Origin of the sequence: Glycomyces lechevalierae (genome assembly GCF_027622945.1) — a bacterium.
In the GTDB taxonomy this organism is placed as follows: domain Bacteria; phylum Actinomycetota; class Actinomycetes; order Mycobacteriales; family Micromonosporaceae; genus Glycomyces; species Glycomyces rutgersensis.
In genome coordinates, this window is the sequence record NZ_JAPZVQ010000001.1 from 430,928 (window position 1) to 451,532 (window position 20,605).

General features: G+C 69.5%; 22 protein-coding genes. 14 read left to right on the forward strand and 8 right to left on the reverse strand.

Annotated features, from left to right (window positions below; genetic code table 11):
* Window positions 1-44: 44 nt before the first annotated feature.
* Window positions 45-1,511: a class II fumarate hydratase gene (locus tag O2L01_RS02005; RefSeq protein WP_270119944.1), complete on the reverse strand. Its 1,467-nt coding sequence runs from the start codon at window positions 1,509-1,511 to the stop codon at window positions 45-47.
* A 136-nt stretch (window positions 1,512-1,647) separates the two neighbouring features.
* Between O2L01_RS02005 and O2L01_RS02010 the strand changes: the two genes are divergently transcribed.
* Together O2L01_RS02010 and O2L01_RS02015 are read left to right on the forward strand one after the other, a co-directional pair.
* Window positions 1,648-1,944, forward strand: coding sequence for a GNAT family N-acetyltransferase (locus O2L01_RS02010; RefSeq protein ID WP_270119946.1), 297 nt, complete (start codon window positions 1,648-1,650; stop codon window positions 1,942-1,944).
* Between the two features lie 142 nt (window positions 1,945-2,086).
* Entirely contained in the window at window positions 2,087-2,554 is a 468-nt protein-coding gene (locus tag O2L01_RS02015) for a MarR family winged helix-turn-helix transcriptional regulator (RefSeq protein ID WP_270119948.1), read from the forward strand.
* A 4-nt stretch (window positions 2,555-2,558) separates the two neighbouring features.
* Here O2L01_RS02015 and O2L01_RS02020 read toward each other — a convergent pair whose 3' ends face one another.
* A complete protein-coding gene (locus tag O2L01_RS02020; RefSeq protein ID WP_270119952.1) occupies window positions 2,559-3,488 on the reverse strand; it encodes an oxidoreductase in 930 nt (309 codons plus the stop codon).
* Window positions 3,489-3,649: 161 nt separating this feature from the next.
* Between O2L01_RS02020 and O2L01_RS02025 the strand changes: the two genes are divergently transcribed.
* Window positions 3,650-4,234: a TetR/AcrR family transcriptional regulator gene (locus O2L01_RS02025; RefSeq protein ID WP_270119954.1), complete on the forward strand. Its 585-nt coding sequence runs from the start codon at window positions 3,650-3,652 to the stop codon at window positions 4,232-4,234.
* A 96-nt stretch (window positions 4,235-4,330) separates the two neighbouring features.
* Window positions 4,331-5,383, forward strand: coding sequence for a pirin family protein (locus O2L01_RS02030; protein WP_270119955.1), 1,053 nt, complete (start codon window positions 4,331-4,333; stop codon window positions 5,381-5,383).
* Here the strand turns inward: O2L01_RS02030 and O2L01_RS02035 are convergent.
* From O2L01_RS02035 to O2L01_RS02050, 4 genes are all read right to left on the reverse strand, one after another.
* Entirely contained in the window at window positions 5,361-5,777 is a 417-nt protein-coding gene (locus O2L01_RS02035; protein ID WP_270119956.1) for a hypothetical protein, read from the reverse strand. The two genes, O2L01_RS02030 and O2L01_RS02035, sit on opposite strands and share 23 nt — an antisense overlap.
* Window positions 5,778-5,811: 34 nt before the next feature.
* Window positions 5,812-6,261 carry a hypothetical protein gene (locus O2L01_RS02040; RefSeq protein WP_270119958.1) on the reverse strand — a complete coding sequence of 150 codons (450 nt, stop codon included), beginning with the start codon at window positions 6,259-6,261 and terminating at the stop codon, window positions 5,812-5,814.
* Window positions 6,262-6,404: 143 nt separating this feature from the next.
* Complete coding sequence (locus tag O2L01_RS02045) at window positions 6,405-9,176, reverse strand: AfsR/SARP family transcriptional regulator (protein ID WP_270119961.1); 2,772 nt, start codon at window positions 9,174-9,176, stop codon at window positions 6,405-6,407.
* A gap of 180 nt (window positions 9,177-9,356) precedes the next feature.
* The gene (locus O2L01_RS02050; protein WP_270119964.1) at window positions 9,357-9,962 is read right to left on the reverse strand and encodes a TetR/AcrR family transcriptional regulator C-terminal domain-containing protein; all 606 of its coding nucleotides are present in this window, start codon (window positions 9,960-9,962) and stop codon (window positions 9,357-9,359) included.
* Window positions 9,963-10,025: 63 nt separating this feature from the next.
* Here O2L01_RS02050 and O2L01_RS02055 point away from each other — a divergent pair, with 63 nt between their 5' ends.
* The 6 genes from O2L01_RS02055 (at window position 10,026) to O2L01_RS02080 (ending at window position 16,458) form a co-directional block, all read left to right on the forward strand.
* Window positions 10,026-10,433, forward strand: a complete 408-nt coding sequence (locus O2L01_RS02055; protein WP_270119967.1) for a hypothetical protein — start codon at window positions 10,026-10,028, stop codon at window positions 10,431-10,433.
* 231 nt (window positions 10,434-10,664) lie between these two features.
* Window positions 10,665-11,582, forward strand: a complete 918-nt coding sequence (locus O2L01_RS02060; RefSeq protein WP_270119970.1) for a LysR family transcriptional regulator — start codon at window positions 10,665-10,667, stop codon at window positions 11,580-11,582.
* Between the two features lie 224 nt (window positions 11,583-11,806).
* Window positions 11,807-12,208: a hypothetical protein gene (locus O2L01_RS02065; protein ID WP_270119973.1), complete on the forward strand. Its 402-nt coding sequence runs from the start codon at window positions 11,807-11,809 to the stop codon at window positions 12,206-12,208.
* Window positions 12,205-13,104: an NAD-dependent epimerase/dehydratase family protein gene (locus O2L01_RS02070; RefSeq protein WP_270119975.1), complete on the forward strand. Its 900-nt coding sequence runs from the start codon at window positions 12,205-12,207 to the stop codon at window positions 13,102-13,104. The genes O2L01_RS02065 and O2L01_RS02070 overlap by 4 nt, the downstream gene beginning before the upstream one ends.
* Before the next feature lie 54 nt (window positions 13,105-13,158).
* Entirely contained in the window at window positions 13,159-14,313 is a 1,155-nt protein-coding gene (locus O2L01_RS02075) for an NAD(P)/FAD-dependent oxidoreductase (protein WP_270119978.1), read from the forward strand.
* A 222-nt stretch (window positions 14,314-14,535) separates the two neighbouring features.
* Window positions 14,536-16,458, forward strand: a complete 1,923-nt coding sequence (locus O2L01_RS02080; protein ID WP_270119981.1) for a hypothetical protein — start codon at window positions 14,536-14,538, stop codon at window positions 16,456-16,458.
* A 128-nt stretch (window positions 16,459-16,586) separates the two neighbouring features.
* Here O2L01_RS02080 and O2L01_RS02085 read toward each other — a convergent pair whose 3' ends face one another.
* Window positions 16,587-16,916 (reverse strand): hypothetical protein, encoded by a 330-nt coding sequence (locus O2L01_RS02085; RefSeq protein WP_270119984.1) that lies wholly within the window; start codon window positions 16,914-16,916, stop codon window positions 16,587-16,589.
* Entirely contained in the window at window positions 16,909-17,214 is a 306-nt protein-coding gene (locus O2L01_RS02090) for a hypothetical protein (protein WP_270119986.1), read from the reverse strand. The genes O2L01_RS02085 and O2L01_RS02090 overlap by 8 nt, the downstream gene beginning before the upstream one ends.
* A gap of 367 nt (window positions 17,215-17,581) precedes the next feature.
* On the opposite strand from O2L01_RS02090, the gene O2L01_RS02095 reads away from it, so the two are divergent.
* The 4 genes from O2L01_RS02095 to O2L01_RS02105 all read left to right on the forward strand — a co-directional run bounded on the left by O2L01_RS02095 (window position 17,582) and on the right by O2L01_RS02105 (window position 20,583).
* Window positions 17,582-18,373 (forward strand): Scr1 family TA system antitoxin-like transcriptional regulator, encoded by a 792-nt coding sequence (locus O2L01_RS02095; RefSeq protein WP_270119989.1) that lies wholly within the window; start codon window positions 17,582-17,584, stop codon window positions 18,371-18,373.
* Entirely contained in the window at window positions 18,345-18,599 is a 255-nt protein-coding gene (locus O2L01_RS25600; RefSeq protein WP_344468913.1) for a DUF397 domain-containing protein, read from the forward strand. Before O2L01_RS02095 ends, O2L01_RS25600 begins: the two co-directional genes overlap by 29 nt.
* A 116-nt stretch (window positions 18,600-18,715) precedes the next feature.
* Window positions 18,716-19,156, forward strand: coding sequence for a GNAT family N-acetyltransferase (locus O2L01_RS02100; RefSeq protein ID WP_270119991.1), 441 nt, complete (start codon window positions 18,716-18,718; stop codon window positions 19,154-19,156).
* 182 nt (window positions 19,157-19,338) lie between these two features.
* Complete coding sequence (locus O2L01_RS02105; protein WP_270119995.1) at window positions 19,339-20,583, forward strand: MFS transporter; 1,245 nt, start codon at window positions 19,339-19,341, stop codon at window positions 20,581-20,583.
* Window positions 20,584-20,605 lie beyond the last annotated feature (22 nt).

Below are 20,605 nucleotides of genomic sequence, written 5' to 3' on the forward strand. Positions count from 1 at the left end.
CGCGGCCGCGGATGTTTCACGATCCGCGCCGATCGTGCCCGGTCTCACCGGCCCGGTTCGAGGCCGAGGTCCTTCCGCGGGTCGCCGACCATCGTCGCGGGGTCGACGATGCGGTCGAAGTCCGCCGCGCTCACGCCCAGGGCCAGCGCGGCCTCACGCAAGGTGGAGCCCTCCTCGTCGGCCTTGTGGGCGATCGCGGTCGCCTTGTCGTAGCCGATGTGCGGGCTCAGAGCGGTCACCAGCATGAGCGAGCGGTCCACGTGCTCGGCGATCTTCGCCCGATCGAGTTGCGTCCCTTCGACACTGAAGTCCTTGAGCTTCTCGGCGGCGTCGCCGAGGATGCGGGCGGAGTGGAGGACGTTCGCGATCACGACCGGCCGCATGGTGTTCAGCTCGAAATGCCCCTGCGCCCCGGCGGCGGCCACAATGGAGTCCTCGCCGATCACCTGCAGGCACACCATGAGCGTCGCCTCCTGCTGCGTCGGGTTCACCTTGCCCGGCATGATCGAGGAGCCCGGCTCGTTCGCGGGCAGGCGCAGCTCCGCGAGGCCCGCGCGCGGGCCAGAGGCCAGCCAGCGCATGTCGTTGGCCACCTTCATCAATGCGACCGCGACGCCGCGCAGGCCCGCGCTCACCGCGACCATCCCGTCCAGCGACGCCTGGGCCGCGAACTTGTTCGGCGCGGTCACCAGCGGCAGGCCGGTCAGTTCCGCGAGCTTCGCCGCGATGGCCTCGCCGAAGTCCTCCGGGGCGTTGATGCCCGTGCCGACCGCGGTGCCGCCCGCGGCGAGGCCGCAGATGCTCGAGAGCGAGTCCTCAAGGCGCACACGGGCATCGCGGAGCTGCGCGGCCCAGCCGGACCATTCCTGGCCCACCGTCAGCGGCGTGGCGTCCTGGAGGTGGGTGCGGCCGATCTTCACCACGTCGACCCACTGCTCGGCCTTGAAGCGGATCGCGGCGGTCAGGGCGTCGAGCTGCGGCAGCGTGCGGTCGCGCAGGGCCAGCAGCGTCGCGAGGTGCATCGCCGTGGGGAAGGTGTCGTTGGAGGACTGGCTGAGGTTCACGTGGTCGTTGGGGTGCACCGGGGCCTTCGAGCCGATCTCGCCGCCGAGGAGCTGGTTGGCGCGGTTGGCGATGACCTCGTTGACGTTCATGTTCGTCTGCGTGCCGGACCCGGTCTGCCACACCGAGAGCGGGAACTCCGCGTCGAGGTCGCCCGAGACGACCTCGCCCGCCGCGACGACGATCGCCTCGGCCAGCGACGGGTCGAGCAGGCCGTGCGAGGCGTTCACGAGCGCCGCCGCCTCCTTGACCCGGCCGAACGCCCGGTACACGGCCGTCGGCATCCGGTCCTCGCCGATCGCGAAGTGGTGGAGGGAGCGTTGGGTCTGCGCGCCCCAGTAGTGCTCGGCGGGGACTTCGACGGAGCCCATCGAGTCGGTCTCGATCCGCGTCCCGGTCGCGCCGGTGCCCACCGGCAGGGCGCGGATCCGGTACTGCTCGTTCGCCATCGTGGGGGCCTCCCGCTCTCGATCCCGTTTCGCCCCAGGATTCCACGATTCCGGCGGCACCGCTAAGACTCCAGGTTCGGTGGACGCTGGCGGCCGGGCGGGCCATGCTTGGCGGGAGGCAGAAGGAGGCAGGGACGTGGACGTGACCGACGCACCGGACCGGAGCCGCTACGAGGTCCACCGGGACGGGGTGCTCATCGGCTTCGCCGATTACGTGCGCCGCGAGGGGATCATCACCTTCACCCACACCGAGGTGTTCCACGCGGCGAAGGGCACTGGCGCGGCCTCGGTGCTGGCGCGGCACTCGCTGGACGAGGCGCGGGCGCGCGGCGAGCGGGTGCGGCCGCTCTGCCCGTTCTACGCGGGCTGGATCGAGCGGCACCCCGAGTACCAGGATCTGGTCGTCGAGGGCCGTTCGCTCAAGCACCCCTGAGCGCCGGGATCAGACTCGCTCCCGGTCGTCCATAGTGGTCTGATTGTGCCCGGATGGCACTTCCGGGCCCTCGCCTCGTGAGGACCCGAGTCCGCGGCACATGATAGATGATGTGTCAAGGACCAGGTAGGATGAAGGCATCATGAACGACGAGACCCAGTGGCTGAGCCCGCGCGAGCAGCGTTCCTGGCGCGCCTTCATCCGGCTGAACCAGAAGCTCACCGCCCGCCTCGGCAGCGAGCTGCAATCGAACGCGAAGCTTTCCGGCCCCGACTTCGCGATCCTCGTGGCCCTCACCGACGAGCCCGCCGGCCGCCTGCGCTTCCAGGAGCTGGCCAAGGCCATCGAGTTCGAGCAGAGCCGCCTCTCGCACCAGATCGGCCGCATGATCAAGCGCGGCCTCGTCGCCCGCGAGGAGTGCGCCGAGGACGGCCGCGGCGCCTTCGTCACGATCACCGCCCAGGGCCGCGAGACGATCGAGGCGGCCGCCCCCAAGCACGTGGCCGCCGTCCGCCGCCTCGTCCTCGACGCGGTCTCCCCCGAGGAGTTCGACACCCTCGGCGACCTCGCCGAGCGCATCATCAAGCACCTCGACGAGACCGCCCCTTAAGCCGCTACGCCGCCGCGAGGGCGAACTTCACTCCGGTCAGCTCCTCCGAGAGTGTCCAGAGCCGGGCCGCGAGGGCCGGGTCCTTCGCTTCGGGGATCGTGTCCACGACGACCGGCGGGCCCTTGCGCTCGCGCTTCCCGGCGGGGCCGTAGTACTCGCCGCTCTGGGCGTTCGGGTCCGTGGCCGCGCGGAGCTGCGGCAGCGCGCCGTCCGCCTGCGACTGGGTCACGAACGGCATGATCAGGTTCGTGACGAGCCGCAGCGGGGCGTTCATGCCGTTCGCCACGAGCCGGGTCGCGGAGAAGCCCGGGTGCGCCAGCAGACTCCGGACCGGGCTGCCGGCCGCGCGGAGGCGCCGGTCGAGCTCGATGCCGAAGAGCGCGTTGGCGAACTTCGACTGGGAGTAGAAGTAGACCGCTCGGTAGTTCTTGGCGCCGTCCAGGTCGTCGAAATAGATCTTCCCTGTCCGGTGGGCCAGCGAGGAGACGGTGACGACGCGCGGGTCGCGCCCGGCCTCGAGCAGGCCCAGGAGCCGCCCGGTGAGGGCGAAGTGCCCGAGGTGGTTCGTGGCGAACTGGCGCTCGTGGCCCTGCGGGCTCAGCGAGCGCGGCGGGGCCATGACGCCGGCATTGTTGATCAGCAGGTCGAGCCGGTCGCGGTCGGCGATGAGCCGGTCCGCGAACTCGGTCACCGAGTCGAGGTCCTCCAGATCCAGCGTCCGCAGCTCCAGACCGGCGCGCGGGAAGCCGGCCTTGATGTCCTCTATCGCCTTGCGGCCCTTGGCCTCCGAGCGGGAGGTCATGATCACGTGCGCGCCCTTCCCGGCCAGCGCGCGGGCGGTCTCGATGCCGAGGCCGCTGTTGGCGCCGGTGACGACGACGGTGCGGCCGGTCTGGTCAGGGATGTCGGCGACGGTCCACTGCCTGCTGCTCATCGGTGTCTCCTGTTCCGCGCCGGGCCGAGGGGCCCGTCCGCGAGATAAGCTGAATTCCGGTTCACCTTCATCATGAACCATGATTCAGGTTATTGCAAACTTCTCGGCGCGCGTCTCGGGCCGCGATGCCATACGATGCGGTCCGAACGAGAGGAGACGGGATGTATGCGGAACGCCCCCTGCGCGCCGACGCCGCGCGCAACCGCTCCAAGATCCTTGAGGCCGCGGACCGGCAGATCATCGCCCACGGCCCCGAGGTCCGCATGGAGGCCATCGCCGAGGAGGCCGGGGTCGCCGTCGGCACCCTCTACCGCCACTTCCCCACCAAGGACGCCCTGGTCGCGGCGGTCGTCGAAGCGCACGTCGAGTGGATCATGACCGAGGTCGAGGCCACGGCCGACCGCATGGAGGCCGGCGCGGACGCCCTGCACGAGTTCCGGCACTTCCTCCTCAGCACCGTCGAGCTCGGCGCCAGCGACCAGGCCGCCAAAGCAGCCGCGCGGGCACTCGGCGCGCAGTACGACATCGCCCGCCCCATCGAGCGCGGCACGGCCGCCATGGAGCGGATCATCAAGGCGGGCAAACGGTCCGGCGCTTTGCGGGACGATCTGAACGTCGAGGACTTCTTCCTGCTCTTCGCCACCGTCCCGGTCGACCAGCCGCCCAAGGCCCGCGAACGCTGGCTGGAGCTGTTCCTCAACGGCGTCGCCGCCGTTCCCGCCAAGGCGCCGAGCGACGCCGGCTGACCGAGGCGGCATGCCTCGTTGCCGATATATATTCCTTCGCCACGAGCGTGAGCGCGGAGCGGGCCCGGCGCCCGCCGCCCGCGCTAAGGTGACCGCGTGAGCAATCTCGAGGTCCGCCCCGCGGAAGCGCCCTGCCGGTCCTCCGACCCCGCAGGGCCGGAGTCCACACTCCTCGAGGCGCGGGACGTGCCGCTCGGCGGCGTCCGCGCGATGCACGTCAGCCGCACCCTGCCGCAGCGCGAGATCCCCACGGTCGGCGCCTGGTGCTTCCTCGACCAGTTCGGGCCCGAGCACACCGACATGCAGGTCCTCCCCCACCCGCACTCCGGCCTCCAGACCGTCACCTGGCCGATCCGGGGCGAGATCCGCCACCGCGACAGCCTCGGCTCGGACGTCGTGCTGCGGCCCGGCCAGCTCAACCTCATGACGAGCGGCCCCGGCATCGCGCACTCCGAGTTCTCCCTGGGCGAGGCGCCGCTCATCGAGGGCCTGCAGTTGTGGGTCGCTCTCCCCGACGGCGGCAACGGCATCACCCCGTCCTTCGAGCAGCACGTCAAGCTCCCGGAGTTCGCGATCGAAGGCGCGCAAGGCATCGTGGCCCTCGGCGAGCTGGCCGGCGCGGCCTCGCCCGCGACCGTCTTCACGCCGATCGTCGGCGCCCAGATCACGATCGCGCCCGGCGCGTCCCCGGTCCTGCCGCTGCGCCCCGACTTCGAGCACGCGGTCCTCGTCCTCGCCGGAGCACTCCGTGTGGACGGCACGCCCCACGAGCGCGGCCCGCTCCTGTACCTCGGCACCGGCCGCGACGAACTCCCGCTGGCCTCGGAGGAGGGCGCCACGGTGTTCCTCCTCGGCGGCGAGCCGTTCGCCGAGGAGCTGGTCATGTGGTGGAATTTCGTCGGCCGCTCCCATGAGGACATCGTCGCCGCGCGCGACGCCTGGGAGGCCCCGGACCAGACCCGCTTCGGACACGTCGAAGGCCATGACGGCCGGCGCATCCCCGCGCCCCCGCTCCCGGGAGGCCGGCTCCGGCCCCGCGGCCGCCGCCCGATCGCGTTATCCGACGGCCGAACGCCTCTGGCGGTCCTTGCCGCGGCAAGGACCGCCAGAGGCGTTCGGTGCGGTTCTAGACCACAGTGGTCTGGGTGAACCCGGACCACCATTGGCCGTCGTCGTAGTACTCGAGGTACCAGGCGATCTCGTGGCCGTCGGTCCAGTCCTTGTTGCACATGGTCCAGACCTTGGAGGAGCCGAGGTTGTCGGTGCAGGTGCCGTGGCGCGAGCCGTCGAGATCCCACCAATGGACGTGGACCCAGGCTCCCTCGTTGGTGTTGTCCCTGATCCAGATGTCGTCGCCGTTCCTCTGGATGCAGGCTGCGGCGGCGGGGGCGCTCCAGCACTCTCTCGAGCTGTCGGCGTACCAGTCGACGTCCTTCACATAGTTGATCTCGAGCTCGGCGGCGGCGGCCGGGGTGGCGAGGCCGAGCATGCCGAACAGGGGGATGGCGAACGCGGCGAGGAGTGCCGCAATGCGGTTGCGCATCAGAAGGTTCCCTCTCGTAGTCGTCGTGGTGCCGTCAGATCTTGGTCTTGAAGGTCTCGGCCTCGTACTGCCAGCCGTTGGCCGTGTCGTACATGAAGGACCAGGAGATGGTGTGGCCGTCGGTCCAGTCCTTGTTGCACCTGACCCAGGCCTTGTCGACGCCGAGGGCGTCGATGCACATGCCCTCGCGGCCCGAGGCCGAGTCGGACCACCAGACCGCCACGCCGTAGCCGTCCCTGTTCTGGTCCCGCACCCAGATGTCGTCGCCGTTGGGCTGGATGCAGGCGTCGCCGTCGATGTACCAGGCGCCGCGGTCGTCCCAGGCGCAGTCCGTCGAGAGGCTGTCGCTCCAGTCCGCGTCGACCGCGTAGTCCGTCTCGAACGCGGCCGCCGAGACCTCCGCCGAGGCCGGCGAGACGACCGCCGCGACGAGCCCGAAGGCCATCGCGAGCGTCGCCAGAACTGCTGCAATGCGTTTGATCATCTGTGCTCCTAGAGGTTGGGGCACTCCCCCGGTGAGGTTGGGGCTGAGTGTCCGCCCAGTCTCGGTCCGGCTCCTTAACGCGGGTTTGACCGTCGATTAATCGGCTGGTGGCGGGGCCGATGCGACTTGAGCGGACACCGTCCTCAGTCGACGAGCGCGGCGATGCGAGCCCGCACGGCGGCGGCGTTGGGGCGGCCGAGTTCGTCGAGGATCGCCACCGCCCGCTGCCAGGCGTCCCGGGCCTCGGCCGTCCGACCGGTGGCGGCGTACGTCTCGCCGAGGCTGGTCAGCGCCGCGGCCGTGAAGTTCCGCTCCCCGGACTCCGCTCCGAGCGCGACGGCGCGCCGGAGGTACTCCACGGAGCGGGCGTGCTCGCCGAACTGGGCCTCGATGGTTCCGAGGCTGGACAGGACGTTCGCCTCGCCGATCGTGTCGCCGATGCCCGCCGCGAGGTCCAGCGCGGCGAGGCAGTGCTCGCGGGCGCGGGCGGGGTCGCCGAGGTGGGCGTGGCAGAACCCGATGTTGTTCAACGCCCGCACCCGGCCCGCGGTGTTCCCCGCGCGGACATACAGGTCCAGTGCGCGGACGGCGTGGGCCAAAGTCGCGGCGAAGTCGCCGGCGCCCGCGTCCAGGATGCAGAGGACCAGGCAGGTGTCGGCCTGGCCGTTGCGGTCTCCGGCCGCCTCGAAGTGCTCCAGCGCCGCCTGCAGGTGTTCGCGGGCTTCGTCTTTGTCGCCGTGGTTGGACTGGACGATCCCGAGTCGGAGGTGCGCGGAGGCCAGGCCCTCAGCGCTGTGCGCGCGCTCGGCGGCACGCACTGCGGTGCGGTGCATGACCTCCCGCTCGGCGGCCGCATTCTGGCGGCGGAGATAGGCCTCCAGGCTGCGCGCCAGTTGCCATGCGTACGTGTCGAACCGCTGCCTGAACGCCTCGTCGACCGCGCCGAGCAGCACGGCGCGCTCGGATTCGAACCACGCCGCGGACCGCTCACGCTGTTCGGGCGAGGCGAATGCGGCACCGGGGATCTGATCGTCCGTGACGACCGAGAACGGCGTGATCGCCGCTGCCGCCGCGTCGGCGGAGCGCAGCAGCCAGTCGAGCAGCCGCGCCACGGCGTCGCGGCGGGCGGTCGCCTCTTCCTCGGCCGCGGCCAGCTCGGCGGCGTACGCCGCCAACAGGTCGTGGAGGCGGTACCGCCCGGTCCGGAACTCGCCCACCAGTCCGAGATGCACGAGCTCGCTGAGGGACCGGCGGGCCGCGGCGAGCGGTTCGCCCAGCAGGGCCGCAACGGCGTCGGCGGTGAAGTCCGGTCCCCAGTGGAGTCCGAGCAGCCGGAAGGTCCGCGCCGCGGCGGGACTCAACGCCCGGAACGAGCAGGCGAACGCCGCCCGCAGATCCATGCCGTCGTCGGCGAAGGCGAAGCCGTCGAGCGGCGCGGCCCCGGCCTCCAACTCGTCCGCGAGCGCGCCCAACGGCGCACCGGGAATGCCTGCGGCCCTTGCGGCCACGACGGCCAGCGCCAGCGGCAGCCGCGCGCACCGGTCGATGATGCGGGCCACCGCTTCGGGCTCCGAGTCGGCCCGGTGCGCCCCGATCCGCTCGGCCAGCAGGTCGCGGGCTTCGCCGTGGTCGAGCGCGTCCAGGGAGATCATCTGGACGCCGTGCCGGGCGACGAGTCCGGTGAGGACGGTGCGCGCGGTGATGAGGACGCGGCAGGCGTTCGTGCCCGGCAGGAGCGGGCGCACCTGGTCCTCGTCGCGGGCGTTGTCGAGGACGATCAGCATGCGCCGCTTGGCGAGCAGGGTCCGGAACAGGGCCGAGCGGGCCTCGGTGGGGGCGGGGACCTGGGCGGGTGGGACGCCGAGGGCGTCGAGGAAGACGCCGAGCACCGCGCCGGGGTCGATGGCGCGTCCGGCCGGGTCGAAGCCGCGCAGGTCGGCCCAGAGCTGCCCGTCGGGGTAGGCGACGGCAGCGCGGTGGGCCCAGTGGACGGCGAGGGTCGTCTTTCCGGAACCGGGAATGCCGGTGACGACCGCGACCGGACTGCCCGCGGTCTGCTCGAGTCGCGCCAGCGCCTCGGTGCGGCCGGTGAAGCCCGTGATGTCGCCGGGGAGCTGTTGCGGCACAGGGCGATCGAACGGCGCGGCGTCCTGTCCCCGGCCGAGGAGGCGGCGGTGCTCCCGTTGGAGTCCGGGGCCGGGCTCGACGCCGAGTTCGTCGACGAGGTACCGCCGGGTGCGTCGGTACACGGCCAGGGCCTCGCCGGTGCGACCGGAGGCGTCGAGCGCCGCCATCAGGAGTTGCGCGGGGCGTTCGCGCACGGGATGGTCGGCGACGAGGGCGGCCGCTTCGGGGATCACGTCCCGGGCCGCGCCGGTGCGGATGTCCTGTTCGATCCGGTCTTCTTGGGCCGCAAGCCGTTCCTCTTCGAGTCCGGTTCGCAGGCTCTCGCGCCATTCGTCTCCGGCGATGTCGGCCAGCGCCGGGCCGCGCCACAGCCGCAGCGCCTCTTCCAGAAGCGCGGCCTTGCCCGGTCCGTCGTGGCGCGCACGGGAGACGAGGTCGCGGAAGCGGTAGAGGTCCACTCGGTCGGGGTCGCAGTCAAGCCGCCAGCCTCGGCCCACGGTCGCGAGGGTGACCGTGGGGTCGCCGGCGAGGAGTCGGCGCAGGCGCGTCACGTAGACGCGCACGGTGTTCAGCGCGGAGGCGGGCGGCCCGGCGGGCCAGAGCGCGGCGATCAGGCGTTCGGCCGTGACCGTGCGGCCCAGGTCGAGCAGCAGCAAGGCGAGGACGCACCGCGACTGGGCGGTGGTGGGGCCCTGCACGGCGCCGTCGCGCAGGATCTCGACCGGACCGAGGACCCGGAAACTCGTCCGATCGGGACCGATCGCGGCTCCGGCGGATCGTCCGTCCATATGCGCACCGCCTCTACGAAACGTCTTCGGTACGTTAGCAAGTCGCGGTCGCGACCCTGAGCGACTCGGCTTCGTCCGGGGGCTCCTCGCGCGCGGCCTCATCCAGTAGATCCGGCCCCCGACCGCCCGTGACAGCGAGTGCGATCGCCGGGCCCGGCGCCGAGTCACCGCGCCGCAAGCTCAGTCGGTGCCGATGATCAGCTCAAGGCCCGCATTGAAGAGGTCTTCGCCCGTGAGCCGGTGCTCCTGCGCGTATGCCATGGCCCGCGCGATGGTCGGGTACGCCTCGGCGAACGCCGCCTTCGCCGGTTCGTCCATAGTGGTGGGCCCGGTGGAGTCCTGCTCCTCGATGACATGGCCGAACGTGTAGTGGAAGGCGGTGAACACCAGGGTCGCCGCTTCGGCGAGGTCGATTCCCCGGTCCTCGAGCGCGCGCAGGCTCGACTCGGTCAACGCGGCGAGGGTCGGGGTCCCGGTGGGCCTGGCGCCGGCGACGACCCTGGCGCCGTCAGGGTACGCCAGCATCGCCGCCCGCAATGTGTGGAGACGTTCGAACAACCAAGGGCGCCAAGAGTGTTCGGGCAGCGGCGGCACCGGCTCACCGATGCGCTCCGCGATGATCGCCTCCGCCATCGCGTCGAGAAGGGCCTGCTTGTCCGCGAACCGCCAGTAGATCGAGGGCGCCTTCACATCAAGACGAGTCGCGAGGCGGCGGATGGTCACGTTCGCCAAACCGCCTTCCTCCAGCAGGCTGAGCGCTTCGGCAACGACTGTTTCGGTGTCCATGGCACTCATTCTATAACAGTGCTACAGTTCCTGTAACGTTGTTATAGAGAAAGGGGTGCCGACATGCACCAGGCACTCGTGGACGCCATGCACGACTACTTCGACGCCGGCATGACCATGGACCTCGACCGGCTCGACGCGATCTACGACGACGAGTTCGAGAACCTGCGCGTCGACCGGGCCGGGCGCTCGATCACCTTGAGCAAGGACCAGTTCATGGCCCGCTTCCGGGCGCTCAAGGCCCAAGGCGAGACCGTCGGCGAATCGGTCGACGACGCCACCTTCCCGGCCTCCAACGTGTTCGGCGACCACGCCCTCATCGTCATGCGCCGGGTCGAGAACGACGAGCCGAGCCAGTACGCGTTCGTCTGGCGGCTCGCCGACGGACGCCCCGCCACGATCCTGCGGGAGCTCACCTTCGACCACGACATCAGCTACCTGCTCGCGATGGTCGCCGCAGCCCAGTCCTGATCGGTCGACGGACGAGGCGACCGTTGCAGGCGCCTTCGCCCTCGGCCGGAAACCCCAGTTCGTGAACACTGCCTCGCGCGCCGGCCTGCTGCGCGGGTCCAGGTGATACCGCCGTTCTCGTGCATGCGCGCGCGGCCCCGATTCGACGGACGGCCTGAAGATCCTTCATACTCAGTGTTCAGGAAGGCTGAGCGATTGTTCGGTGTGGTTGAACAATAGAGGTGAGCTGCTTTGGAGCGCCAGGAGATCGAGACGTTCCTCGTGCTGTGCGAAGAGCTGCACTTCGGCCGTACCGCCAAGCGCCTGCGCATCTCCCCGGCACGCGTCACCCAGCTCGTCCAGAAGGTCGAGCGCCGGATCGGCGCGACCCTGTTCGAGCGGAACACGCGCGGGGTGACCCTCACCGACCTGGGACGCAGGTTCCAGCGCGACCTCGCGCCCGCGCACGAGGCCGTCGAGGAGATCGTCCTACGCACCATCCAGGCCGCGAAGGGGATCGAGGGTGAACTGCGGCTGGGTTTCCTCGGCACCGCGAACGGCCGGCACCTGGTCGAGCTCGCCCGCCTGTTCGAAGCCCACCGGCCCGGCGCCACCGTGCGCCTCGTGCTCGAGGCCGAGATCGGCGATCATCTGCGGCCGCTGCGGGAGGACCGGGTCGACCTCCTGGCCGTGCCCCTGCCCGTCCGCGAGCAAGGCATCGCCCTCGGGCCGGTGGTCCTGCGCGAGCGCCTGCTGATGGCGGTGCCCGAAGGGCACCCGATCGCGATTCGGGGCCACGCCACCTTCGAAGACCTCGCCGACAACCCGGTCATCGTCTCCTCGGGCGACCCGGATGACTACTGGATCGACTACTTCGTGCCGCCCCGGACGCCGTCGGGGCGACCGATCGAGCGCACGCACCGCGTCGAGAGCCTCCAGGCAGGCATCGCGCTCGTCATGGCGGGCAAGGGCATCGGCCCGATCATCGCACAGTTCGCGCAGTACAACCAGCATCCCGGCATCACCTATGTGCCGATCGAGAACGGACCCGTTGTCGCCTCGGCGCTGGCCTGGTCGGCCGCGCGCGAGACCGCGCTCATCCGGGACTTCGCGCGGCTCGCCGAGGACCACGGGCCGGTCGCCGTCGACTGGCCTCCGGCCACCGCTTAGGAGTCCCGCAGGCCGCAGCGGTATTGCGGACCTGCGAAACGACTCTTGAACCCCGCTGAAGACCCAGCGCTGTCCATCAGGGTCTTCATCCGCGCTGAAGGTGTGTTGAACGCTTCGCCGTTGTCTCCCCTTCTCCATGGGCCGCACAGTGGATCACGCCTGCCCGGCAGCCGCGGCTGCCGGGTCGGCTTCCATCGGCATCACTCGTCCCATGAGGAGTCACATTGAGCACTGGGCGAACCGACACGGGACCGCCGAGGTCGATCCCGGTCGTCGTCATCACCTTGCTGTGCGCCGCCAGCGTGCTGGTCTTCGGCGTCTGGGCCTTCTTCGCGCCCGTCAGCTTCATCGAATACGTCAACTACGCGCCTTACAACGAGCACCTGACGCATGACGCGGGCGCCTTCCAGGTCGGCATCGGCTTCGGCCTGATCGCCGCGCTGCTCTGGAACGACGCGCTGGGCGCGGCACTGATCGGCTTCGTAGCCGGCAGCGGCCTGCACACCTGGTCGCACTTCGCCGACCGCCACCTCGGCGGGCACGGCTCCGACGTGCCGCTGCTGGGCGCCACGACACTGCTGGGCATCGTCGCGGTCGTCCTCCTGATGCGAAGGAAGCGCGCATGAGAGTCCTCCTGGCCGGCGCCTCCGGCGCCGTCGGCGCCCCGATCACCCGGGCGCTCCTCGCCTCCGGGCACGAGGTCGTGGCCCTGACCCGCCGTCGCGGCGGCGCACCCGCGGGCACGACCGAGCTGGTGGGCGACGCGCTCGACCGCGACGGCCTCTTGGCGGCCGTCCGCGGCCTGCGAGCCGACGCGGTCATGCACCAGTTGACCGCCTTGAAGAAGGCCCCGATGCGGCACCGGGACCTGGAGGCGACCAACCGCCTCCGCACGGAGGGCACCGCGAACCTCCTCGCCGCCGCTCGCGCGGTGGGCGCCCGGCGGTTCGTCACCCAGTCGAACCTCTTCGGCTACGGGTACGGGAACCTCGGCGAGCACTTCCACACCGAGCGGGACGCGTTCGGGAAGGGCGGGTACGGCCACTTCGACCAGCACATCGCCGCGCTGCATTCGACCGAGCAGCAGGCGTTCAACACCGAAGGCGTCGAAGGGATCGCGCTGCGCTACGGCGCCTTCTACGGCGCCCCGGGCGACCCCGTCGTCGAGATGCTCAAGCGGGGACAACTGCCGGCAGTGAAGGGCGGCCCCATCTCCTTCATCCACGTCGAAGACGTCGCCGCCGCCACGGTCGCGGCCCTCGAGCGCGGCCGCGGCGGTGAGGCGTACAACGTCGTCGACGACGAGCCCGCCCCGTGGCGCGACTTCTTCCGCACCACCGCTGCGCATCTCGGCGCCCCGGCGCCGAAACCGCTGCCCGGCTGGATGCTCCGGCCGATCCCGATCATGCATGCCATCATGACCGGCTCCTACCGCCTGTCGAACGCCAAGGCCAGGGCCGAACTCGGCTGGGCCCCGTCGATGCCGACATTCCGTGAAGGCATCGCCTCCATTCGGGCCTGATGCGCAGATCGACCGAATCCCCCTGATCCTCAGCAAGAACGAACGGACACAACAATGAAGCACCGCATCCTGATCCTCGGCGCCGGCTACACCGGCATGATGGCCGCCCACGGCCTCGCCCTGCGCAACAAGACCGCCGAGGTCACCCTCGTCAACCCGACCGACGTCTTCAACGAGCGTCTCCGCCAGCACCAAGCCGCAGTCGGGCAGGACCTCGGCGCCCACCGCATCCCCGACCTCGTCGGGCCCGCGGGCGTCACCTTCGTCCAGGGCCGCGCGGCCCGCATCGCGACCGACCGCCGCAGCGTCGTCCTCGACGACGGCCGCGACCTCGCGTACGACCACCTGGTCTACGCGATCGGCAGCGCCACTCCCCGCGTCGAGCACGCCTTCACCATCGACGACCCGGCATTCGCAGCAGCCCTGCGGGACAACGCCGACGGCACGCTGACCGTGTGCGGCGCGGGCCTCACCGGCATCGAGGCGGCCACCGAAGCCGCCGAGACCTACCCCGAGATGCGAGTGCGCCTGCTCAGCCGCGGCGAACCCGGCTCGATGATGGGCCCGGCGGCCCGCGCCTACCTCATGAACGCCCTGTACCGGCTTCGCATCGAGGTCCGCACCGGGGCGACCGTGGCCCGTGTCCTCCCCGAGGCGGTCGAACTCGCAGGCGGCGACCGCATCCCGACCGATGTGACACTGTGGACCACGGGTGTCGCCCACGCCCGCCTCGCCGCCGAAGCGGGGATCACCGTCGACGAGGCCGGCCGCGTCGCCGTCGACGCCGCGCTCCGCTCGGTCTCGCACCCCGACGTGTTCGCGATCGGCGACGCGGCGGCGGTCCGCCAGGCGTACGGAGTGATCCACGGGACCTGCCAGAGCGGCATCCCCACGGCCGCGCACGCCGCCGAGTCGATCACCCGCATCCTGCACGGCAAGGAGCCCAAGGCGTTCCGGTTCGGGTACATCCACCAGCCGGTGTCGCTCGGCCGCAAGGACGCCGTCATCCAGTTCACCAACCCCGACGACACCCCGAGCCGCTGGTACCTCAAAGGCAAAGCCGCCATCGCCTACAAGGAGGCCGTCAGCTCCAGCCCCTTCAAGTTCTACCGCTCCAAGTCGCCCATCCCCTCCGCCATGACCAAGCGGAGCGGCGGACGCCGCAACCGGCCCCATGTCGCGTCGGCGACACCGGCCCCCGCCATGTAGGCACCGCCGCACGGGCCGCCGCGGCGGCGGCCCGTGCCGCTCCACCTTGCGACGCGCCGCGAGAAGCCCGCCCAGGTCGAGAGCCATTCCGCTGCAACGCGAACCGCACGTGCGTCGACCAGCAGAGGCAAGCATACTCAATATGTAGATACCTAGTATGCTTCGCATTGTCATGCCCCGTCCGGTCCGTCCCGGGCCGGGCGCTTCCGTGAAGGAGAGATGATGCGAAATCGAACCATTGTCGGTGCAGCTCTAGCGGTCACCGCGTTGGGAGGGGCCTCCGTCGCGGGCGTCCTCACCGCCGGCGCGGCCGAGAACGAATCCCGGTACGAACCCGTCCAGACTGCGACCGAAGCCGCTTCCGAAGGGGCGCTCATGCTGCCCACCGGCGACGTGGTGCGGCTGTCGCCGGGCGGCCGCATCGATGTGGAGCCGGCCGCGGGCCGCGAGGATGTCGGCTTCGTCGGCCAGACGGCGAAGGACGGATCGGGCGATGTGGTCGTCGTCCCCGCCGACATGCTCGACGCCGTCCGGTCCGGAGCCGAGGACCCGCGCCGCTACAACGTCTCGCGGCTACTCGCCGCCGGACACTCCGATGCGGCGGCCGTCACCGAAGCCGAACTCGACGACCGCGCCTACACCGGGCTCGTCCCGGCCCCCGAACCGGCCGAGGCCTCCGATGCGGCGCAGCAGCTCACGGTCCGGCTCCTCGACCGCTCGGGCGACGCCCCGGAGGGGGCCGTCGTCTCCTGGATCAGGGAGGGCGAAACCGGTGGCATCGAGATCGGCGAAGACGGCACCGGCACGACCGCACTCGAACCCGGCGAGTACCTGATCTCCACGCTCACCGTCAACGCCACCACCGCAACCGAACGCGGCGAAGCCGTCTACGGCTTCACCCCGGTCACCGTCGGGAAGGGCCCCGCCGAACTGGTCGTCGACGCCGCGGCGGCCGCGCCCGTCGGCGTCGAGGTCGAGCGCGACGACGCCGAACTCGAAAAACATCTGCTCTATGTGGAAGCCGGCACCGAGTCCGACTCCGTCGCCACCTTCGAGTTCATGGACGCCGGCACCGACGCGTACGTGCTGCCGCAGCCCGAAGCGTCCGGCTACGCGTTCAACTTCCTCTACCAACCGGTGCTGGCGGGTCCGGCGGACGCCGCCGACCCCTACACCTACACGCTCGCGTTCGGCGGAGCCGGTCCGATCCCCGCCGATCCGTTCTACGAGGTCGCTGACGCCGACCTCGCGGTCGAGCAGACCGAGTACCAGGACCTCGGCGTCGAACTCCAAGGGCGCCAATGCGACTACCCGAGGGCCTGGAAGGGCCAGTTCTTCCTGTTCGGGCAGTGTGCGGAACGCGCGTTCCCGTCTGAGGCGACCAACCTCTACAGCGCCGCACCGATCCTGTGGGACCAGACGGTCGAAGCGGGCGTCTTCGACGAGAACTCGGACCTCACTGACGGCTACACGAGCCTCGCGCCCGACGTCGCGATGCCGGCCGGCCCGGCCGAGCGGGTCATCGGCGACGGCCCGCTGGCCGCGGGCAGCCCGCACGTAGTGCGCAACGGGGACACGATCTCGGGCCTCACCTGGCCGGTCGCCAGCCACAGCGGCGACATCGTGCGGCTGGTCGGATACGAGAGCGGTGGCGTCACCGTCAGCCGCGACGGCGAGGTGCTCGGCACCGCGAAGAACCCGGAGAACTTCTCGATCGACCTTCCCGAAGGCGACCAGGGCCGATACACCCTGACGGTGGAGGCGACCCGCGGCACCGAGACGGCACTGTACGGCATTGAATCCATTATGGAGTGGTCGTTCGACTCCGCGACCGCCGAGGAAGCGGTACTGGACCTCCCGGTGGTCCTTGTGGAATCCGAAGCCGTGCAGCACGGCCTGGCCGAGCGGGACGAGCCGCAAACGATCAGCCTGGCGCTCGACAGCATGGAGACCACCGTCGAGTCCATGGGTCTGGAGGTCTCCTACGACGACGGCGAGACCTGGACCGAAGCCGAACTCGAAGGCGACACCGCCGTGCTCGAACACCCAGCCGGAGCCGAGTTCGTCTCGCTCCGCCTGACCGCCACCGACAGCGCGGGCACCGAGGTCACCCACACCACCATCCGCTCCTACGGACTGTGCTGACCTCGCGGCGCACCTGGACGGATGGAGTTCCAGGGAGCGGGCCGGTCGAGGCCCCACCTGCCTCGACCGGCCCTTGTGGCGCCCTGCGACCTCCTGGGAGGTCGACCGGTCGCAGGGCGGCCTGGTGTTCAGTCTTTGTCAGGGTTGGCGATGAGGGCGCGGGTGCGCTTCAGAATCCACGGGCACCACTCGTCGTTGTTCCACGCGCCGTTCCAGATCGGTGGGTCTTCCGGGTCGTCGGTGAAGCGGCAGCATTCGCGGGCGCCGGCTCCGTCGTTCACGTCGATCAGGTAGATGGTCGGCCCGTTCGGGTAGCGGCCACGGTCGGGCGGGATCTCGTAGACGCTGAATACGGCTGGCCCCCTGCGGAACCAGCCGAGGTGGCCGTGGATGCCGGGCTCTCCGTCGGAGCGGAGGTTGTAAGGGCCTTCATCGGAGGCTGCCATGGTCTTAGCCATTGCAGAAGCGGATCGAGGAGGGCGCGGACGCGATGGGCTGGCGGCCACGGTAGAAGGCGCGGAACGCGGATTCTTCTACCCAGATCTTCCACTGGGGCTTGAAGGACCGCCAGAACGGACCCCAAGTTTCTTTCAGGTCACCGGAGTTGAGTCCGGAGACGATCAGCACGATGTCGTCACCGTTGCCGGTGAGAACTTGGAACGAGTCCGGCGCATCAGCGCATGAGACTCGGACCCGGTAGGTCCGATAGTCGTCGCTGAACGAACCTCGTTCAACCCCTTCATGATTCGCGGTCATCGCTTATCCCCCTTCTGAGTATCGGATTTCCGACAGTGCGAGCGCCCGGAACCGCTGGCCGCGGGAGGCGCAAAGCGTCCCCGGGCTTCCCGCCGCATCGCGAACCGCATGACGGATCACGCGACATCCACGAATCTAAGCGACAAAACCGCAGGTCACAAGATGAGAATCGCTGCGTGTCAAGTAGACCGTGATAATCAAACCGTGAGTCTCTGACCGTGAATCACACACTCTCCTTCACTCACGCCGCGTTTCTCACAGCGACCTCGGAGACGTGGACTGTGCAATAGTGAGTGATCACATGCGGCAACGAGAAGCCTGGGGGGCAGGTATGGCGACAACGGAACTCGCAGCTTGGTTCAACCGAATGATGCTCATCAAGGGTCGGCGTGCGCGGGGCCGAACTCAGCGCGAGGTCGCCGATGAAGTCCTGCTTTCGGTCGACTCGTATCGCGCTTACGAAGCAGGCCGTACTACGCCACCGGCCAAGCATGTCAAGGCACTTGCGGCCGCCTGTGGCATCGGCGCGGAAATCGCGGCGTACATGGTGCAGGTCGCCAGCAAGAAGGAAGAGGCCCTCGAGGCCGACCAGCGTTTCAATGCGCTGTTCATAGCACTCGCAGAGGAGCATTACGGATCGTTCTTCAAGTTCGATGCGCTCATGATCCCGGGAATCCTCCAGCTTCAGGAGTACCACTACATTGTTGCGCGGCTTGCGGAACCGGCATCCGATCAGTGGGTCGACAACGGCTGGGACTTCAAAGAGGGCCGCCAGCGCGTCATCGAGAGCCGCATCGACCGGCCCGAGATCCACTTCCTCATCGGGGAGACCGCGCTCCTTCAACTCTGGCAGGTTTCAGAAGAGCTTTACCAGGATCAGATGACTCACCTGCGCCGGTGTGCCCGGCGACCGGGGGTGAAGATTCGCATCCTGCCAGGTCCCGTGCTCGCGCAGCGAAGCAGCTTCGAGATCTATTCCAAGGATGGCGGCAGGCTAGCCGGTCCGATGTTCGTCTATACCGAAGGGCTCGACTCGAGCTGGCTCATCGACGATCCCACCCGCATCGCGAGTTACGATGTGGTCCGCAAGATGCTTTGGAAGAAGGCGATCCGGATCGAGGTCTACCACGATGACGACAGGCGTTTCCGTTTGGCGTAAGAGCACGCGAAGCGGCTCTGGGAACAACTCGAGCTGCGTCGAGATTCGCCGTGCATGGCGCAAGAGTTCTCGGAGCGGAAGCGGCAACAACTCCGACTGCGTCGAGGTCGCCGTCTGCTCCAGCGACGATGGCTTCCACCTCCGAGACTCGAAGCTCGACACGGACTCCCCCGTGTTCGACCTGTCCCCCAAGGACTTCGGTGCCCTGATCAACGCCGCAGGCTGAACACCCCAAAACGTACGAGCAAGGGCCGGGAACCGCAGAGCGATTCCCGGCCCTCAGCGCGTCCAGCGTCAAATCGACATTGCCTCAGTCCCACCGGCACCGCTAGCCTCGGCCCCATGACGCTGTTCCGCGAAGCCGGTCCCGAAGACTTCGATGCGATCCTTCGCCTTTACCGCCAACTGAACCCGACGGACCCCGTGCTGCAGGACGGCTCTGATGCACTGGCCTTCAAGCGAATCCTCGACACGCCGGGCCTGCACCTGTTCGTGCTCGAGGCCGACGGCGACATCATCGCGACGACCTATCTGAACGTGATTCCCAACCTGACCCGTTCCGCCGCACCGTATGCCGTCATCGAGAACGTCGTCGTCGCTGAGGACCTGCGCGGCACCGGGCTCGGGAAGCAGATCATGGCCGACACCCTTCAAGCCGCCTGGGACGCGGGCTGCTACAAGGCGATGCTGCTGACCGGGTCGCGAAACCCAGCCACGCACGAGTTCTACAAGGCGTGCGGCTTCAGCGCCGACGCCAAGACGGCCTACCTCGCGCGTCCGTAGCGGCCGGAAGATCGGCCTGGCGCACTCGGTTCTGAGCTGTTACGCTCACCGGCATTGCCCGCGCGAGCATCTGATTGGAGGCGGTACCAGTGGACATGACTCTCGCCCTGCGCTTCCGCACCATCAGGAGGACGACCCTCATCTGAGCGGAAGCGACGCTTCAACTCAGGTAGGAAACCACCTTGTCCCATGGGACCACTGCGGCCGAAATGCCGTCCTCCAAGCTCGACCGCTCGTTCTGGAAACTCTTCGCCGCCTCGGCCACCGCCACTAGCGCCGACGGCATCACCAAAGTCGCCCTTCCGTTGCTCGCCGTGTCGCTGACCAGCGATCCCGTCCTCATTTCAGGTCTCACCGCGTTCTCGTTCCTGCCGTGGCTGCTGTTCGGCCTTCCCGGCGGGGCTCTGGTGGACCGCGTGGACCGCCGCTGGGCCATGTCGTCGGCCAATCTCCTGCGGGCCGCCCTTCTCGGCGTGCTCGTGCTGCTCATCGCGACCGGCCTCGGCAGCGTGCCGGTGCTCTATGCCGCCGCGTTCGCGCTCGGCCTGTGCCAGGTCGTGTACGACTCGGCGGCCCGCGCCATCCTGCCGCAGGTCGTCGATCGCCGGAACCTCGACAAGGCCAACAGTTGGCTGACCGTCGAAGAAACCGTGGGACAAGGCTTTGTCGGGCCGACGCTGGGTGCGGCGCTGTTCGGCTGGTTCCGCGCCGTGCCGTTCATCGGCAGCGCGGTCGGCTTCGCACTCGCCGCTGTGCTCGTCCTCGCCGTGCCGGGACGGTTCCGGGCCGAGCGGGTCGAGCCCACGACGCTGCGGGCGGACATCGGCGAGGGGCTGCGGTGGCTGTGGCGGCACCCGTTGCTGAGGGGCCTGACGATCCTCAGCGGGCTGTTCGCCGGGTTCTTGTCGATGGCGACCTCGCTGAACGTCCTCTACGCGGTGGACACGCTGCACCTCAGCCCGTCGGTCTACGGGCTGCTGTTCACGGTCCTGGGGCTCGGCGGTCTCGCCGGGTCGGCTGTGGTCGGGCCGCTGGCCGCGCGCTTCGGGAGGGCGCTGATGCTCACCGTCGCCGCTGCGGTGGCGCCTGTGATGTGCGTGCTGCTGGGCACGGTCACGAACCTGTGGGCGGCCGGCGTGTGGTTCTTCGGCCTCGCAGCGGGGGTGACCATGTGGAATGTGCTGTCGATGTCGTTGCGGCAGGCGATGATCCCCGCGGATCTGCTCGGCCGGGTGCTCAGTGCCAACCGGGTCGTGATGTGGGGTGGGATCCCGCTGGGGGCGCTGGCCGGGGGTGCGCTCGCCGATTGGACCAGTGTGCCGGTCGCGTTCCTCGTGTCGGGGCTCGCGCAACTCGCGGTCGTGATCATGATCCGCAGATTGACCGTTCGGAATCGTAGGCTGATCGCGGACTCCTTCGCGACCTGATCCGGCGAAAGGTTCGGGCTGT